Below are 16791 nucleotides of genomic sequence, written 5' to 3' on the forward strand. Positions count from 1 at the left end.
TTCGACCGTGGCTGTCTGTTTTTTGCCAGACAATCTTGCCCGCAGGGTAGAAATCGGGCGGGAGGGAGCGTACAATGAAACAGAAAAAGCGGAAGCGTACAGACAGAAGAAAGAAGGGTTAGGATGAATCGGATATTGGCAATCAGCGATATTCACGGGGAGCTGGACAAGCTGGAGTCGCTGATGGAGCTTGTGAATTACGATCCGCAGCACGACCAGCTCATTTTGCTCGGCGATTATGTCGACCGCGGGCCGAAGTCCAGAGAAGTCGTGGAAAAAGTGAAGCAGCTTCATGCGCAAGGGGCGATTGTCCTGATGGGCAATCATGACCATATGATGGTGAAATCGTTCGAGCAGGACCCGGTATTTATCGAGCGCTGGTTTCGCAATGGCGCCCAGGCGACGTTGGCCAGCTACGGCCACGCGGCTGCACAGACCGAATCGGGGACGCCAGCGTCTCTGGAAGTGACGCCGGAAGTGCAGGAGCACCTCGATTTTTTGGGCGAACTGGCCCATTATCACGAGACGGATGAATACATTTTTGTCCACGGTGGCGTGCATCCGCAGACGCCTGTGGCGGAAACCGACCCGTACAAGCTGATGTGGATTCGCGACGAGTTCCACAAAGGCTACCAAGGGGAAAAGACCGTCGTGTTCGGGCATACCCCGACGGAAAATTTGCACGGGAAGCACGACGTCTACTTCGGCGAAAACAACATCATCGGCATTGACGGCGGCGCTGTTTTCGGCGGGCGGTTGCATTGCCTGGAGCTGCCCAGCCGCAAAGTGTACTCGGTCGAATAAAACAACCAGTGGGAAAGGACGGCAGGCCCTAGGAAGGGCTTGCCGTCTTTTTCAGTCGCATGCCACGACAAAAAAGCGGGCCGAAGCGAAGTTTTCCAATGGAGCAAATATCTGTATAATGAGAATATTGCGAAATGATTTACCGACAAGCTGGACAACCTGCGACTTCAGCCTTGCTTCTGTCAAAAGGCGGACAGGAACCAGGAAAAAGGGGAGAGGATACCGTGACATTGAAAGTCGGCATTATCGGCTGCGGTTCGATCGCTACGCATCGCCATGCGCCTGAGTACAGCAGCAATCCGTACACACAAATCCACCTCGTCTACGACCCCAATCCCGAGCGCGCGCAAAAACTGGCAGCCCAGTACGGCGGACAAGTAGCTGGCAGTTGGGAAGAAGTCGTCCACCATCCGGAACTTGCAGCGATCAGCGACTGCTCGACAAACGAGATGCACCACATCATCACCACACAGGCGCTGCTCGCCGGGAAGCATGTGCTGTGCGAAAAGCCGATGGCGACGACGAGCGAGGGGGCGGAGACGATTCTCGCCGCAGCGCGCGCTTCGGGGAAGATTTTGATGGTCGACCACAACCAGCGCCTCGTACCCGCCCATCAAAAGGCGCGGCAACTGATCGCGGCAGGCGAGCTGGGAAAAATTCTTTCGTTCAAGACGAGCTTCGGGCATAAAGGTCCGGAGTATTGGAGCGCCAATCGGACAAAAGGCACGTGGTTTTTCAAAAAAGCGCGCTCAGCGCTCGGAGTGGCAGGCGATTTGGGCATTCATAAGGTGGATCTGCTGCGCTATTTGCTCCAGGACGAGATCGTTCAGGTCAGCGCGTTTGCAGACGTCCTGGACAAAAAAGACGAACAGGGCCAGCCCATCGAGGTGTGCGACCATATGGTATGCCTCCTGAAAACGCAGTCGGGCGCAGTAGGCACGGCGTCGTTCAGTTGGAGCTATTACGGCGATGAGGACAACAGCACGATTTTATACGGCGAGCGCGGCATCATGAAAATTTTTGCCGACCCGCAAAAGGACATCGAGGTCGTGACCGCAGGCGGCGAGCGAGCGGTTTACCAGATCGGTGCGATGCAGACCAATGACGCACAGACCAAAAGTGGCGTCATCGACACGTTTGTCGAGGCGATTCGCACGGGAACTGCTCCGGCGGTGACAGGAGAAGACGGGCTGTACGCCCTGCGCATTATCGAAGCGGCGATGGAGTCCGCTGCGACGGGGAGAAGCGTCGAGCTTTTTGTCTGATCGTAGCATGAGGGAGAAGAGCGTTGGTCACACTAGGAGGGGAGGTGTGACCGCTGTGGAAGGAAACATTCAGGTCAACGGCAAGGACTATCAGTGCGAATGCACATACGATGGCGATTCGCAGTACAACGTGCAGGTGCGAAACGGCAAAAAGGTGGTTGCGAACTATAAAATTTCGGCAGGCTCGGAAGGCGAAGTGCTGGAGTTTGCGCGCGCCCATTTTGCCGCCGACGTGGAATTGGGAAATGTGCAAGGGTAACGCTCAAGCAAGACCGCAGCTCGGGACGGCAGGGCTGCGGTTTTTTGCTTGCCACTTGTCTTCAAACGTGATACAGTGAGAATGTTTCCGAGGAAACAAAAAGGCGATTGGCAAAGGAGCTGACTTCTGAATTGGATCAGAAAACGAAAATTTGGAATCAGTGGCTCGCGCTTCTCCATAAACAGGAGGAGCAGAGCAAACGCCGCGAAGCGCTGCTCTTGCGCCTCATCCAGAACAGCATTCCCGAATACCAGCATCTGGGCAGCCTCTCGGTCACGGAGCTGCACGTCATTTCCGCGATTGGCCGAGATACCCGGATGAACGTAACGACGATTGCGCAAAACATCGGGGTCACGAAAAGCGCGATTTCGAAAATTACGGTGAAGCTGCTGAAAAAAGGGCTGCTGGAGCGCTACCAACTGGAAGACAACCAGAAGGAAGTTTTTTTCCGCCTGACCAAAGTGGGCGAGCTGGTGAACAGCATTCACGATAGCTTTCACGCGCGGCTGGAGAAAAACGTGTACCGCTTTTTGGACAACTACAGCGAAGCAGAGCTGGCGTTTGTCGCGCGGTTCATTGGCGAAGCGACAAAAGAGCTGGAAAAGAACTGGGCAGAGACGTGAAGGGAGACGGATTCGGGTTCTCCCTAACGTTTTCGTAAATTGTTTCCTTGGACACAATTATGAGAATGAGGTGAAACCGCAGATGGATGCGAAAAAAGTACTCGTCTTGTTGGGCGTGACCATTTTGCTCGGAACGTTTGCCCAAAATTTGTTTATGCCGATCCTGCCTGCCATGCAAAAGGCGTTTGCGACGAGCGAATACTGGATCAACCTGACAATCTCGCTGTTTACGGTCATGCTGGCTGTGATGCAGATCGTCTACGGGCCGCTCGTGGATCGGTTCGGCCGGAAAAAGGTGCTGATTCCGGCACTCGTCCTGTATGCGCTCGCTTCCGTCGGCTGCTATCTGGCTGATTCGATTGCTTCCTTGCTCGTTTTTCGCGCGATTCAAGGCGCAGGCTTCGCCGCGATCCCGATTGTGGCTGCCACGATGATTGGCGACCTGTTTGCGGGCAACGAGCGGGCGAATGCGATGGGAACGTACCAGATGATGCTGGCGGTAGGACCAGCCATCGGCCCGTTGCTCGGCGGCTGGATCGGGGGAGTGGGCGGACATTCGGCTGTCTTTGCGTTTTTGGCCGTAACCGCAGTTCTTTTGCTCATCGGGAACGGACTGTTGCTGCCGGAGACGAAAAACAGCCAGACAGCCGCGAGAAGCTTTCACTTGCGCGCCTACTGCGATATTTTCCGGCAGCCGACGGGAGCGGCCGTGATTTTGCTCGGCTTTGCGCAAATGTTTACGTATTACTGCTTCCTGCTGTTCATCCCCGTCGAGCTGACGCACCGCTACCACTTGTCCAGCGAGCGAATCGGTCTGTTGTTTTTGCTCACATCGGTCGTCTTTATGATTAGCAGCAAGCTGGCTGCCCGTGTGCAAAAGCGGTGGGGATCGCGCAAAGCACTCGTCTGGACAGCCGGAATGCACGCTGTTGCGACTTTTTTGTTCATGGCGGCAGCAGATGCATCGCTCGTCTTGCTCGTCGTGACAAGCGCGCTGTTCGCTCTGGCGCTCGGAATCGGGATGCCGGTGCATACTACGCTCTTGTCGGAAGTGTTTGAACAGGAACGGGCCACCGCGATTGGCGTCTACAACCTGATCCGCTACATGGGCATGGCGGCGGGACCCGTAGCGGGAGCGGCGATGTACGGAGCGGGCGGCACCTGGCTGGAGTTTGGCGCAGCGGGACTTCTGCTCGTGCTCGCGGTTCTGTTTGCCGCGAAAACGCGGGCGGGCTGCGCCTTGGCAAAAGCGCATAGCGGCAAGTTTGCCGCGTAACCTTTTCTTCCACCTGCAAATGTGCTACAACAAAGAATGACACAAAAGCGGGAGGAGCAAAAAGCATGCAACAACAACACGAGCGAGATCGGCAGCCTGCCAGAGAAGGCGCGCTGGTCGACCCCGCACAAATTCAAGCATACACAGAGGCCGAATGTTTGGCCCTTTTGCAAAAAATAGAAGAGGCACGTACCGACAGTCCGGACGAGCAGCGCGATCGGGCAGAAGCGGCGGTCCTGACCAGGCTGTCCGTTTTGCGCATGGCGAAAAAAGGCGGCTATGCGCTGGCGCAGGAGTGGCTGGAGCGGGCGCTGTCGCTTAAGCCGAACGATCTGTACGCACTGGGTGTACAACTGCGGCTCGCCTTTTCGCAACTGCGCAGCCATCCGTTTGAAACCGGGTTTCCGACCGTTCGCGAGACGGATAATGTCGTCGCCAAAAGACGAGCCGTAGAGGTGCTGCGCGAAAAAGCGCTGCTCGCCCAAGCGGAAATCGAACAGTGGCAGGCGATTGCCAAAGAAGCGCTGCATACGGCACATAAGCTGGGGGACGAGCAGGCGAGAGCGACAGCGGAACGTCTGGTCGACCTGTACGGCAGGCGGCAGAGGCTGCTGGCCGAGCTGCTGGAGCGCGTCCAATCGTACGGGGCATCGCTCTCCGGCGTGTTTTTCTCGGCAGAGATGTTGAACCAGTTGCAGGAGACGATTCGCGCCCTGAATTTGCAGGCACAGGAAAAGGTGCAGCTTTTGCCGGAAGACGAGCCGGACGTCGCCAGCGAAGCGCCTGCAGCCGAGCGCCACAGCAAGCTGTCAGCGCTGGAGCAGTTGGAGAGCCTGATCGGACTGCGTGACATCAAGCAGCGAGTGCGCCAGCTTGCCCAGTTTTTACAATACCGGAAACTGCGCGAGGAAAAAGGCTGGCACATGCACGATCAACTGCCGCTGCACCTCGTGCTGATGGGCAATCCGGGCACGGGCAAGACGACGCTGGCCCGTTTGATCGCTCGCCTGTACCACGAGCTGGGGCTGCTTGCCAACGGGCAGTTGATCGAAGTGGACCGCTCTCATCTGGTAGGCGGATACGTCGGGCAGACGGAGCAGCGGGTGATGGAGGCGATCAAGCAGGCGGACGGCGGAGTGCTGTTCATCGACGAAGCGTACAGCTTGAAGCGGCCGGACAGCTCGGGCAGCGACTACGGGCAAAACGCGATCGACACGCTGGTGGCTGCGATGACGAGCGGGGAGTACGCCGGACGGTTTGTGGTCATGCTCGCCGGCTACCCGGAAGAAATGCGGCAGTTTTTGTACGCCAATCCGGGCTTGTACAGCCGCTTTCCGCAGGCAGGCCACTTTGTTTTGCCGGACTACGACGCAGACGAGCTGGTGCAAATTGCGGACGCGGTAGCGGCGCGAAACGACTTTACGCTGACGGATGCTGCCAAGACGGCGTTGCGGGAGCGCATCGAAAAAGCGCAGGTGGACGATACGTTCGGCAATGCCCGCACCGTCACCAATCTGGTGCTGGACGCGATATTCGCCAAAGGGCGGGCGACCGCGGGCAAAGCGCTGCAATGGGACGACTTCACGATTTTGCGGCCGGAGGATGTCAGCGAAGCGCCCCAGCCGACTGCGGAATCGTCCGCCGAAGCACAGCTCCAGTCGTTGATCGGGCTTGAAGCGGTGAAGGCCGAGCTGAAAAAAATCGCCGCCTATGTCGCCGTGCAGCAGGAGCGGGCGGCCAGAGGCTTGCCCAAGAACGCGATTGAGCTGCACGCCGTGTTTACAGGCAATCCGGGCACGGGGAAAACGACGGTAGCGCAACTGTACGCGCAAATGTTGCAGGAGGTCGGGTATTTGAAGCGCGGTCACCTCGTCACGGCAAGCCGTGCGGATCTGGTCGCAGGCTTCGTCGGACAGACGGCGGCGCTCACCCGCAGAAAAGTGCGCGAGGCGTTGGGCGGTGTGCTGTTCATTGATGAAGCATACGCCCTGCTCGGACCGGGCCAGCAAGACTTCGGCCAGGAGGCGGTCCACACGCTCGTCGAGGAAATGACGAGACACGCGGAAAACCTGGTTGTGGTGCTGGCAGGCTACTCCAGGGAAATGAACGGGCTGCTCCTGAGCAATCCGGGACTTTTGTCGCGATTAAAAAAGTACATCCACTTCCCCGACTACTCCGTGGAAGAGCTTGTGCAAATTTTAGAGCAGGCGGCACAGAAGGCGGGCTATGTGATCGAGGACAACGCCGTGGCGGCGATTCGGCAAAGGCTGGAAAAAGCGTCCCAGGAGCAGCGGCTGCATGGAAACGGGCGGTTCAGCTACAATCTTTTGCAGGAGGCGATCCAGAACCAGGCGCTGCGCATTACGGGCATGTCCCGCGAGAGCTGGGACCAGGAGCTGCTGGCGACGCTTTTATGGAGCGACTTTCAACCGTTGCTGACATGGGAAAGCGAGGAAAATGGGACAAAAGCCTAGTTTTTGTCCCAGGCGTCTGCCTTCCTACTCTTTTGACAATTCACCCGATCCCGTATAATGGAAAAACAAGGCCATGAGGGGAAGGGTGTTTTTCTTTGCAAAAAAGATGGCAGGCAACATTATCGACAACAATCGCTTTGAGCATGCTGCTGGCAAGCTTGCCGGCAGAGGCCAGGCAGCAGCAGGGAGAGAGACGGGGACATATCGAGATCGAAGCCAAGGAAGAGCTGGCGATAGAGAAAACATCGTCGAGACGGAGCGCTTCTGACCTCGTCGTCATCCAGTTGTCCGGCCCGGTGCGCGAACAATGGAAAGAACAACTGGAAGATTTGGGTGCTACTCTGGGCGATTACATACCGGATTACGCCTTTTTGGCCAAGCTGGCTCGCGAGGAGCAACGCGCAGAAATCGAGCGGCTTTCCTTTGTGAAAAAAGTGATTCCGTATCATCCGCAGGCCAAGCTGGCTCCGCAGTTGCGATCCACCCTGGGAAAAACGAAAGCCGTAGAGGTAGCCGTAATTGGCTTCGACCAACAGGTGGACATGCTGCGCACCGTCAGCCGGCTGGCGGATGAAGCAGATATAAAAGAGATCGAGTCGCCAAAGATCGCGCCGCATATCTCCATCGTCACGATGAACGAAGACGCGATTGGACAAGTTATCGAATCGGAGGACGTCATCGCGATCGTCCCTGTCCCGGAAAATGAACTGCACAACGACATCGCAGCGACGATCATCCATGCGGACGAGCTGGCTTCTACAGGCTACACTGGCAAGGGACAGATCGTCGGCGTAGCGGATACAGGGCTGGATACGGGCGACCTGAAGTCGATGCACCCGGATTTTCAAGGCCAGGTCAAAAGCTTGTACGCCATGGGCAGAAAAGACGATGCCAGCGACAGGCACGGGCATGGCACGCACGTGGCCGGGGCTGTTCTTGGCACAGGCGAGGCATCGAACGGGCAGTACAAAGGGATGGCTCCCGACGCGAAGCTCGTCTTTCACTCGATTGAAGACCGCAGCGGCAAGCTGGTGACCGACGTGGAAACGATTTTGCAGGAAGCGTACGAGGACGGCGCCCGGATTCATTCGGATTCTTGGGGCGCCAATGACAAAGGAGACTACAGTTTAAGCTCGTTTTTGTTTGACCGATTTTTGTGGGAGCATCCGGACATGACCGCGCTGATCGCGGCGGGCAACTTTGGAGTGGCTGGCTATCAGAGCGTCGGCAGCCCGGCTACCGCCAAAAATGTGATCGCCGTTGGCGCGTCGGAAAACGTCCGCCCGAGCCTTGGCGACCACTCGGATAACAAGGACGAGGTATGGGAAGACAGCAGTCGCGGACTGACAGCGGACGGACGTTTGAAGCCGGATATCGTGGCTCCGGGCACGTCGATTTTGTCGACCCGCTCTTCGCTTGCGCCGAGCAAAAATTTTGACAAGCGCTTCAACGACTACTACGCCTATATGAGCGGTACGAGCATGGCGACACCGATTCTCGCGGGCGGCGTCGCGCAAGTCCGGCAGTATTTGGACGAGCAGGGGGAGAAGGAGCCGAGCGGTGCCCTGCTCAAAGCGATGCTGTTGACGAGCGCGGATGATCTCGGCGAAGACATGCGCAAGCAAGGCTTCGGACGGGCGAATTTGGAGCAGGCGATCCAGACGAGCTACAAAGACGTCAAGGACGGGTTGCGGACGCGCGAAAAGGCCGAGTACGCGGTCAAGGTGACAGACAGCTCGAAGCCGCTTGCGATCACGCTTGCCTGGACGGACTATCCGGCTTCGTTTGCCGCCCGGCGCACTCTGGTCAACGACTTGAATCTGAAGGTCACGACCCCGAGCGGCGAGCGCCTGAACGGAAACGACTTTTTCGAAGCGCCGTACGACGACCAGGTAGACAACCTGAACAACGTCGAGCAGATTTGGATTTTGCAGCCGGAAAAAGGGACGTACACCGTGACCGTGGAAGGCTACAACATTCCAAAAGGCCCGCAGCCGTACGCCATCGCCACGACCGGGAAATGGGCGAAGGTCAAGGATGAGGACGAAGACGGCCAGGAAGAGGATGACGACAACAGCGGTCAAGAGGGCAACGAAGACTATGAGATCAGAAGCGAATGGAAAAAAGGGACGCTGAACAAAAAGACTCCTTACAAGGAGTACGTCATCCGCAGCTTTGTAGCGGGAGAGATGAGCTTGTCGCTGGAATGGGACGAGGAAGCGGACCTGCAAGTGTACGTGTACGACAACAACAAGAAGGAGCTGGCTGTCGCGACGGGGACGGACAATCCCGAGGCGCTGTCGGTGAAGCTGCCGAAGTCCGGTCTGTACAAGGTGCGAGTGGAGCTTGCGGACGGCAAAGAAGCGAATTTTCGCATGGACTTGCGGTATCCGGGACGAACGAAAAAGCGCTAGTTACTCCCGACAGCGTGGCGAGCGCGATGAATAAACGGAAAAGACACAGCCTTTGCTCTTGACGCGAGCGAAGGGCTGTGTCTTTTTTTGTACAGATAAGAATGCATAAGCTTCTTATCCGGTATAAGGGCAAGTAAGGCAGCGCCTGGCCATTGGCGTAGCCAAGTTTTCTCATCCGCTTTCAGATGTGTGGTGGTCAAAATGCGTCTTTGCCCAAAAGGCGGCGAGAGCGTCGGCAAAAAGGGCGAATGCCTGGTTGTCCAACGTCGCTGCGCAAACGGTGAACGGCACGGGAGCTGGCCTTTTTTACGCAAGGACGCCTCCCTCTTCTTTTTGCAGCCATTCCCGCGCGCGCAGGGCGATCTCCAGACAGATGCGGCGCTCCGGGGAGGCGTAGTCGTCCCCGAGCAGCTCCGCGATTTTTTCCAGGCGGTGGTAGAGCGTCTGGCGGTGAATGAACAAGCGCTCGGCAGCCTCCTGCTTGGACAAGTTGGCGTCGAGGTAGACGCGCAGCGTGTGCACGAGGGCGGAGCCATGCTTTTGGTCGTGCGCAAGCAACGGGCCCAGATAGTCCGCGATGAAGCTCGCCAGCACAGGCTCGGTCGGGATATGAAACAGCAGGCGAAACAAGCCAAGGTCCGTGAAAAAAGGGCTCGTCGCTTCGCGCTGAAAAGCGAGGGCCTGCTCCGCTTCCGCCAAGTGTCTTCCGGCGTCAGACAACCGTTTGCCCACCCGCCCGATCCCGCAGCAAATCCTGGCGTCCGCTCCGAGCATTTGTCCGGCGATCCGCTTCATGTCTGCCCACGCCTTTTCCAGCGCCCGCCGTGCGTTCGCCGTTGTCTTTTGGTCGATCAGCAAAACGTAGAAGCGGTTGCCCGTGCAGCGGATGAACGGCCGAAAGCCTTGCCGCGTCAGCAGTGAGCGGAATATCGCCGTCAGATCGTGCGGCGGGAGGGCATCGTCTGTCTGGTCGGTGTTTTTTTCGCAAGACATAATGAGCGTGTAGTATGCAGGCGCCTTGCTGCTGCCGGACAGGCCGAGCAACGTGCGCATATGCTCCTCGGGCATCGCGCGGTTGGCGATGAGTTCGTCGAACAGACGGTTTTCCATGGCGCGCGTCTGTTCCTCGGCAAACATTTTGCGCAGGAAAAACTGGGCCATTGCCGAGACGGTGTTGTCCAGCGTCAACAGCAAATACTCGTCTGCCTCGCGCTCGTACAAGATCAGTCCGACGTAGGCCAGCAGGTGGCCCATTGCCATCACCGGCTGATAGATCAACTGCTTGGTCTGTGACAACGCGTGAAAGCGGACGCTGGCGTCGTTCGTGTCTGCTTGCGCAAAATGAGCGCGCATCAGCTCGGTCATCTCCAGTTGGACTGCGTGCGGCAAGGCCGGAACGTACTGGGCAGCGACGTCTGGCGAGTAAAACAGCACCTGGGTTTGCACTGCGGACTGGAAATGCTGGAGCAGCTTGGGGATGCCCGCCGCCTGCAGGCTGAGCTGCTGCAAGCCGCGGGAATACGCTTCGAGGTCGCGCAGCGCCTGCATTTGCCGATTGATGAGATGCTCGTGCAAATCTTGCGTAATATCGACGAAGCGCACAGGCTGATGGAAGACGATGAGCGGAAACTCGTGGTGGTTGGCCATCTCCAGCATGTCCGCCGGAATCGACGGGATGTACACTCCCAGCTCCACGCACAAGCCGGACGCTTTGCGCCGGATCAACTCGGCCAAATAGGCGAGCCGCTTTTCTTTCGCCTCGCCGAAGCCGAGTCCGGTGGAGAGAATCAGCTCGCCGCCATTTAAAAATTGGCCCGTATCGGCCGTCTCCAGAACGTGAACCCAGCGCACAGGCCGGGCCAGGCCCCGGTGGCCCGCCACGACCTCGGCGTGCCGAAACAACGGACGTTTGATCGCCTCGGCGATGGTCAGTCGCCAGTCATTGCTCATAAGCAGCCCCCTATCTGCCCGTCTTCCACAAACGATCCGAGGACGGGCAATTGACATGATGTATGATGAATCCTACCGAATGATTGTCATTTTGTCTAGTGATGAGCGGTTTTATTTTTTGATAAAATGGAATTGTCAAACAAATGATCGCAAGGAGTTGAAAGGATGAACACAGCCGCTGTTGGAAATCCATTGAAGAATTACGTAGGGGGACAATGGGTGGAATCGCAGGCAGCCCGCTTTGAGGACGTGCCCAACCCGGCGACGGGCGAACTATTGTCCCGCGTGCCGCTGTCGACGAAAGAAGACGTGGACAAGGCCGTTGCCGCTGCGAAGGAAGCTTTCGCAGGGTGGAGCGCGACTCCGGTCGTGGATCGGGCGCGCATCATGTTTCGTTTTCACAGCCTGCTGGTGAAGCACGAGGACGAGCTGGCGCGGATGATTACGCTGGAGAACGGCAAAAACCTCCCGGAAGCACAGGCAGAGCTGTTGCGCGGGCTGGAAATGGTCGAGTTTGCGTGCGGGATGCCGACGCTGCTCATGGGCGAGACGCTGCCCAATATCGCGGCGAATATCGACAGCCAGGCGATTCGCTTTCCGCTGGGCGTCGTGGCCGGGATTACCCCGTTCAATTTCCCTGTGATGGTTCCGATGTGGATGTATCCGATCGCGATTACCGCGGGCAATACGTTCGTCCTCAAGCCGTCGGAGCGCACGCCGCTGTCCTGCATTCGCATCGCGGAGCTGCTGAAGGAAGCGGGCTTGCCGGACGGGGTGTTCAATGTCGTGCACGGCGCCCACGATGTCGTCAACGGGCTGCTGGAACACCCGGATGTGAAGGCGATCTCGTTCGTAGGCTCGCAGCCTGTGGCGGAGTACGTGTACAAGACAGCCGCCGCCCATGGCAAACGGGTGCAGGCGCTGGCTGGCGCGAAAAACCACCATCTGGTCATGCCGGACACCGACCTGAAGCGGGCAGCGAAAACGATCGTCAGTTCGGCGTTTGGCTGTGCGGGCGAGCGCTGTATGGCGGCGAGCGCGGTCGTCGCTGTCGAGGACATCGCTGACGAACTGGTGGCGCACCTGATCGAAGAATCCAACGCGCTTGTGATGGGCAACGGGCTTGAGGCAGGCGTCGATCTCGGTCCGGTCATTCGCGATTCGCATTTGGCCAAAGTGCACAGCTACATTGAAAAAGGGCTTGCATCCGGTGCTGCGCTCGTGCGCGACGGACGGGAGGATGCGAAGCAGCACGAAAAAGGCTACTTCCTCGGCCCGACGATTTTTGACCAGGCCGATGCGGAAATGGTCATCGTGCGCGACGAGATTTTCGCGCCTGTGCTCAGCGTCATGCGCGTGAAAAATTTTGAAGAGGGCCTGGAAACGATTAGCCGCTCCCGCTTTGGCAACGGTGCGACGATTTATACCAACAACGGAAAATGGGGCAGGGAGTTCGTGCAGCGCGTGGAGGCCGGCATGGTCGGCGTCAATGTGGGCGTGCCTGCGCCAATGGGCTTCTTCGCCTTCTCGGGCTGGAAAGAATCGTTTTACGGCGACCTGCATGCAAACGGCAAGGACGGCGTCCTGTTTTACACGAAGAAAAAGACGGTTACCTCCAGATGGTTCGAAGATGGCGATACGAGCATCGGCTCGCAAAAAGTGTTCGTAAAATAAAGGAGGCTTAGGCGATGGAGCAAGATCAACTGTTGCAAGAGTACGACAAGGACAGCCTGCTTGCGGCCGACCGCGAGCACATGTGGCATCACATGTCGCCCTACAACCCGAATCCGATGATCGTGACAGGCGCAAAAGGCTCCTGGATCACCGATATCGACGGCAACCGCTACCTGGACGGCATGTCCGGCCTGTGGTGCGTCAACGTCGGGTACGGTCGGCAGGAGTTGGCAGATGCCGCCTATGAGCAGTTGAAACAGCTCGCCTACTTCCCGCTGACGCAAAGTCACGTGCCGGCCATTCGCCTCGCGGAAAAAGTGAGCGAGTGGCTGGGCGAGGAGTATCGCGTCTTTTTCTCCAATAGCGGATCGGAGGCAAACGAGGTCGCGTTCAAAATCGCCCGCCAATACCACCACCAGAACGGTGAGCCGGGCCGCTACAAATTCATCTCGCGGCACCGCGCCTACCATGGCAACACGATGGGCGCGCTCGCTGCCACGGGCCAGGCTGTGCGCAAAGAAAAGTACGAGCCGCTCGCGCCAGGGTTCCTGCACGTGCCGCCGCCTTATTGCTACCGCTGTCCTGCGGGCAAGTCGTACGGCAAATGCAATCTGGAATGCGCGCAATACTTCGATCAGGTCATCAACTGGGAAGGCGAAAAAACCGTCGCCGCCGTCATCATGGAGCCGACGATTACAGGCGGGGGCGTGCTCGTGCCGTCGCCGGAATACATGCCGAAGGTGCGGGAGATTTGCGACAAGTACGGCGTGTTGATGATCGTCGACGAGGTCATCTGCGGCTTTGGCCGCTCCGGCCAAAAATTCGGCCACCAAAACTTCGGGATCAAGCCGGATATCGTCACGATGGCCAAAGGCATTACGAGCGCCTACCTGCCGCTGTCGGCCACGGCGGTGCGCGCCGAAATCGCCGACAAGTTCAACGAGCAGGGCAACAACCTGCATTTCCGCCACGTCAACACGTTTGGCGGAAATCCGGCGGCTTGTGCGCTCGCATTGAAAAACTTGGAGATCATGGAAGAGGAAAAGCTGGTGGAGCGCGCCGAGCAGTTGGGGGACGAATTGCGTGCCAAGCTCGCCTTCCTGGCCGATCACCCGAATGTAGGCGACATTCGCAGCTTCGGCTTTTTGATGGGCATCGAAATGGTCGAGGACCGCAAAACGAAAGAACCCGCCGCGCCTGCGAAGCTCACGCAGGTCATCGGCGAGTGCAAAAAGCGCGGGCTTATCATCGGCCGCAACGGCGATACCATTCCGGGCTTCAACAACGTGCTGACTCTTTCGCCGCCTTTTTCTACAACCAGCGATGACATCGACTTTATCGCCCGCGTCATGAAGGAAGCGTTTGACACGTTGGAATAGGAGTTTGAGATAGAGCCTTTTGGCAAAAAATCAGCAGACGCCCCTTGCAGGTACCTGTGTGTGACTTGCAGGCCGGGGCGTCTGCTGTCATGTTTGGCTGTTCGCGACGGCGGAGGCGAACAAACCGTTCCGTCCGCTACTCGTACCGCTTCTGCAGCTTCGCCTTGTGGGCATCGAGAATCTCTTCAAACGGAATGTTGTACTGGTTGGCGAGCAAAATCAGGTTGCCCAGCACGTCGCCGAGCTCTTCCACCAGCTCCTGGCGCGCTTCGTCCGCCTGTTTTTCCCCTTCGTCCGGCCGATCGCGCCCGATTTCGATGCCGCGCACGGCGCGGGCAAGCTCGCCGGCTTCTTCCATGAGAAAGCCTACGCGAATAAACGGCCCGTACTGCGTCCAGCCCCGCTCCTCGTAAAAATCTCCTACCCATTTCTGAAATTCCGTGATATTCACATGTATCTGTCCCTTCTAGATTTTTGTATAATTGTACTATACACCAAAAAGTGGTGACGAAAGCCACTCAACTTTAATGGATCCAGGAGGATGGCATGAAACGTATCTGTGTGTTTGCGGGTTCCAATCCAGGCGTAAATCCGGCTTATGCCCAATATGCAGAAGCGCTGGGGAGAGAACTGCTTGCAAGAGAGCTGGAACTGGTTTACGGCGGCTCCAACATGGGGCTGATGGGACGAGTGGCGAATACGGTGCTCGAAGGCGGCGGCAAAGCGATCGGTGTCATGCCGACCGGACTGTTTCGCGGCGAGATCGTACATACGGGTCTGACAGAGCTGCATGAAGTCGTCACGATGCACGAGCGCAAAGCGAAGATGAACGATTTGTCCGATGGCTTTATCGCCTTGCCCGGGGGCTACGGCACGTTTGAAGAAATTTTTGAAGTGGTGAGCTGGGGGCAGATCGGGCTTCACTCGAAACCGATCGGGTTGTTGAATGTGGACGGCTTCTATACGCCGCTGATGGAAATGGTGCAGCACGCTACAGAGGAAGGCTTCATCCCGCGGATGCAAGGAGAGCTGGTCGTGTGCGAGAGCGATCCGGCTGTTTTGCTCGACCGTCTGCGCGACTACAAGCCGCCCGTCAAAGTGAACAAATGGTCGGAGTTGACCGAGAAGTAGTTGCGTTGAAAAAAAGCAGTTCGCATTGGCAGATGGAGCGAGCTGCTTTTTTGCTTGGCGGAAGGGCGTTTTTGCGTTGAACTAGAAAGGATTGACACACAGTAAGAACAGGTGATAAGGTAGATGACAATATATCATAGTGAACGCATAGGAATAGTAATGATATGTTTGGGCTTCATACATAAGGAGGAACCGTCATGATGAAATCGAACAAGTGGCTTCAGCTTTCCCACAAAGCGGCGCTCATCGCTGCGCTGGTTCTCCCGGCGACAGCGGGAGCAGCGGCTGCGAATCAGCCTGTGGCAGTCTTGGCCAAAGAAGCGGCGAGCGCATCGGCCGAGGCAGAGTACGGCAGCTTTTTGTTGCAGCAATACGGCATCTCGCTTGACAAGGCGGTGACGCGCGGGCAATTTTCCCAGGCACTCGCCAAGGTAGTTGCGGCTACCCAAAGTATAACGGAAAAAGAAGCGAGCGCGAAAGCCTACGTTCCCGAAGCGCAGGCGCAAGCGACGAAAATCGCAGCCTGGGAAGCAATCAGCGCGGCTGTGAAGGCAGCGGACTTGTCCGAGCTGGCTTACACGTACAGCGAGGATAAAGTGGCAGCGTCGCTGAAAGCGGCGGGCATTTCCTACCAAAAGGGTGGAGCGCTCTCCCTGCAGGCCGCACAGGAAGTAGCGGTTGCCCTTGACACCGGGCTTGTGTCCGCGAGCACGCTGGCCGCGATCAAGGCAGACGGGGACACGACCGGAGAGCTGGCTGTCCAACTATTGGGGAAAGTCGTGGAGTTCCACGGCGACTACAAAAACTACCTAGGCAGCGTGCAAGAGGCGGACATTTACGGCAAGCTCGCGCAAGCCTGGAGCGAATCGTCGATTATCAAGGCAGGAGAGCTGCAACAGATCATCGACACGGGCCTCAAGCAAAACCTGATTACCGGCTACAACCTGAAGGATGCTGCCTTCGATCCGCACTTTGATCCGGAGCGCACCATTACTTACGGACACAGCGATATCGCGCACGCCATTCAACTGATTGGCCTGTTGAAAAGTGAAGGCATCGACGCCAAAGTCCAGTTCGAGCCGAAAACATCCGCCTTCATCTATTTGAAAGAGTGGGGCGAGCCGACCGAGTCGGATGACTACCAGGTCGTGCAAATCGAAAACGGCAATTTTATCGCCTATGCAAAAGAATACGACCTGAGCTTCGAGTTTGCGAGCAAGGAGGAGAAGGAGCGCTTCCAGCCATTGGTGCTGAAATACGCGAAAAGAAACCAGGAAGACGTAACAGGGCTGTTGAAAGCGTCCTGGTGGCAGCCGCTCTACCACTCCCGCACGGAGCTGGCAGACTATCCGATCATTACGAACAACGTCATCAAGGAAGGCCGCTACATCGTCCAGTCGTTCTCCCTGAACGAAGAGTCGCCAAAAGTGGTGGCGGGCCTGAAAAAACTGAGCGACAAGCTGAACGTGGAAACGTACAAGTTCTGGGTTGACCAGCCATTCTACAACTACCTCCACGGCGAATCGAAATAAGCCTGTCCGT

The 16791-nt window shown here is 57.4% G+C and carries 13 protein-coding genes; 11 read left to right on the forward strand and 2 right to left on the reverse strand.

Annotation, left to right across the window (positions count from 1 at the left end):
* The first annotated feature begins 123 nt into the window (after nt 1–123).
* From M655_RS12720 to M655_RS12750, 7 genes are all read left to right on the forward strand, one after another.
* Nucleotides 124–804, forward strand: coding sequence for a metallophosphoesterase family protein (locus tag M655_RS12720; RefSeq protein WP_007787028.1), 681 nt, complete (start codon nt 124–126; stop codon nt 802–804).
* A 224-nt stretch (nt 805–1028) separates the two neighbouring features.
* Nucleotides 1029–2069, forward strand: coding sequence for a Gfo/Idh/MocA family protein (locus tag M655_RS12725; RefSeq protein WP_026557275.1), 1041 nt, complete (start codon nt 1029–1031; stop codon nt 2067–2069).
* Between the two features lie 46 nt (nt 2070–2115).
* Nucleotides 2116–2328 carry a hypothetical protein gene (locus tag M655_RS12730; protein WP_026557274.1) on the forward strand — a complete coding sequence of 71 codons (213 nt, stop codon included), beginning with the start codon at nt 2116–2118 and terminating at the stop codon, nt 2326–2328.
* A gap of 131 nt (nt 2329–2459) precedes the next feature.
* On the forward strand, nt 2460–2951 hold the full coding sequence (locus M655_RS12735; protein ID WP_007780352.1) for a MarR family transcriptional regulator: 492 nt from the start codon (nt 2460–2462) through the stop codon (nt 2949–2951).
* Nucleotides 2952–3033: 82 nt separating this feature from the next.
* Nucleotides 3034–4227 (forward strand): MFS transporter, encoded by a 1194-nt coding sequence (locus M655_RS12740; RefSeq protein WP_081414701.1) that lies wholly within the window; start codon nt 3034–3036, stop codon nt 4225–4227.
* Between the two features lie 65 nt (nt 4228–4292).
* Nucleotides 4293–6701 carry an AAA family ATPase gene (locus tag M655_RS12745; RefSeq protein ID WP_026557271.1) on the forward strand — a complete coding sequence of 803 codons (2409 nt, stop codon included), beginning with the start codon at nt 4293–4295 and terminating at the stop codon, nt 6699–6701.
* Nucleotides 6702–6844: 143 nt separating this feature from the next.
* Entirely contained in the window at nt 6845–9115 is a 2271-nt protein-coding gene (locus tag M655_RS12750; protein ID WP_051353907.1) for a S8 family serine peptidase, read from the forward strand.
* A 306-nt stretch (nt 9116–9421) separates the two neighbouring features.
* Here M655_RS12750 and M655_RS12755 read toward each other — a convergent pair whose 3' ends face one another.
* Nucleotides 9422–11065, reverse strand: a complete 1644-nt coding sequence (locus M655_RS12755) for a PucR family transcriptional regulator (RefSeq protein WP_005831009.1) — start codon at nt 11063–11065, stop codon at nt 9422–9424.
* 165 nt (nt 11066–11230) lie between these two features.
* Between M655_RS12755 and M655_RS12760 the strand changes: the two genes are divergently transcribed.
* Together M655_RS12760 and M655_RS12765 are read left to right on the forward strand one after the other, a co-directional pair.
* Complete coding sequence (locus tag M655_RS12760) at nt 11231–12739, forward strand: CoA-acylating methylmalonate-semialdehyde dehydrogenase (RefSeq protein WP_005831007.1); 1509 nt, start codon at nt 11231–11233, stop codon at nt 12737–12739.
* A gap of 14 nt (nt 12740–12753) precedes the next feature.
* The gene (locus M655_RS12765) at nt 12754–14118 is read left to right on the forward strand and encodes an aspartate aminotransferase family protein (RefSeq protein ID WP_005831005.1); all 1365 of its coding nucleotides are present in this window, start codon (nt 12754–12756) and stop codon (nt 14116–14118) included.
* Nucleotides 14119–14254: 136 nt separating this feature from the next.
* Here the strand turns inward: M655_RS12765 and M655_RS12770 are convergent, their stop codons facing one another.
* Nucleotides 14255–14569 carry a MazG nucleotide pyrophosphohydrolase domain-containing protein gene (locus tag M655_RS12770; RefSeq protein ID WP_005831003.1) on the reverse strand — a complete coding sequence of 105 codons (315 nt, stop codon included), beginning with the start codon at nt 14567–14569 and terminating at the stop codon, nt 14255–14257.
* Between the two features lie 95 nt (nt 14570–14664).
* On the opposite strand from M655_RS12770, the gene M655_RS12775 reads away from it, so the two are divergent.
* Nucleotides 14665–15249, forward strand: a complete 585-nt coding sequence (locus M655_RS12775) for an LOG family protein (RefSeq protein WP_005831001.1) — start codon at nt 14665–14667, stop codon at nt 15247–15249.
* A gap of 197 nt (nt 15250–15446) precedes the next feature.
* Nucleotides 15447–16781, forward strand: a complete 1335-nt coding sequence (locus M655_RS12780; protein ID WP_051353886.1) for a hypothetical protein — start codon at nt 15447–15449, stop codon at nt 16779–16781.
* Nucleotides 16782–16791: the final 10 nt, after the last annotated feature.

This window comes from Brevibacillus sp. NSP2.1 (assembly GCF_000470975.2).
GTDB classification, from domain to species: Bacteria; Bacillota; Bacilli; order Brevibacillales; family Brevibacillaceae; genus Brevibacillus; species Brevibacillus agri.

What these genes read in the sequence shown, in the direction of transcription:
- M655_RS12720 (WP_007787028.1), top strand. Translation starts at nt 124, where the DNA reads ATGAATCGGATATTGGCAATCAGCGATATTCACGGGGAGCTGGACAAG.
- M655_RS12740 (WP_081414701.1), top strand. Translation starts at nt 3,034, where the DNA reads ATGGATGCGAAAAAAGTACTCGTCTTGTTGGGCGTGACCATTTTGCTC.
- M655_RS12745 (WP_026557271.1), top strand. Translation starts at nt 4,293, where the DNA reads ATGCAACAACAACACGAGCGAGATCGGCAGCCTGCCAGAGAAGGCGCG.
- M655_RS12750 (WP_051353907.1), top strand. Translation starts at nt 6,845, where the DNA reads ATGCTGCTGGCAAGCTTGCCGGCAGAGGCCAGGCAGCAGCAGGGAGAG.
- M655_RS12755 (WP_005831009.1), bottom strand. Translation starts at nt 11,065, where the DNA reads ATGAGCAATGACTGGCGACTGACCATCGCCGAGGCGATCAAACGTCCG.
- M655_RS12760 (WP_005831007.1), top strand. Translation starts at nt 11,231, where the DNA reads ATGAACACAGCCGCTGTTGGAAATCCATTGAAGAATTACGTAGGGGGA.
- M655_RS12765 (WP_005831005.1), top strand. Translation starts at nt 12,754, where the DNA reads ATGGAGCAAGATCAACTGTTGCAAGAGTACGACAAGGACAGCCTGCTT.
- M655_RS12775 (WP_005831001.1), top strand. Translation starts at nt 14,665, where the DNA reads ATGAAACGTATCTGTGTGTTTGCGGGTTCCAATCCAGGCGTAAATCCG.
- M655_RS12780 (WP_051353886.1), top strand. Translation starts at nt 15,447, where the DNA reads ATGATGAAATCGAACAAGTGGCTTCAGCTTTCCCACAAAGCGGCGCTC.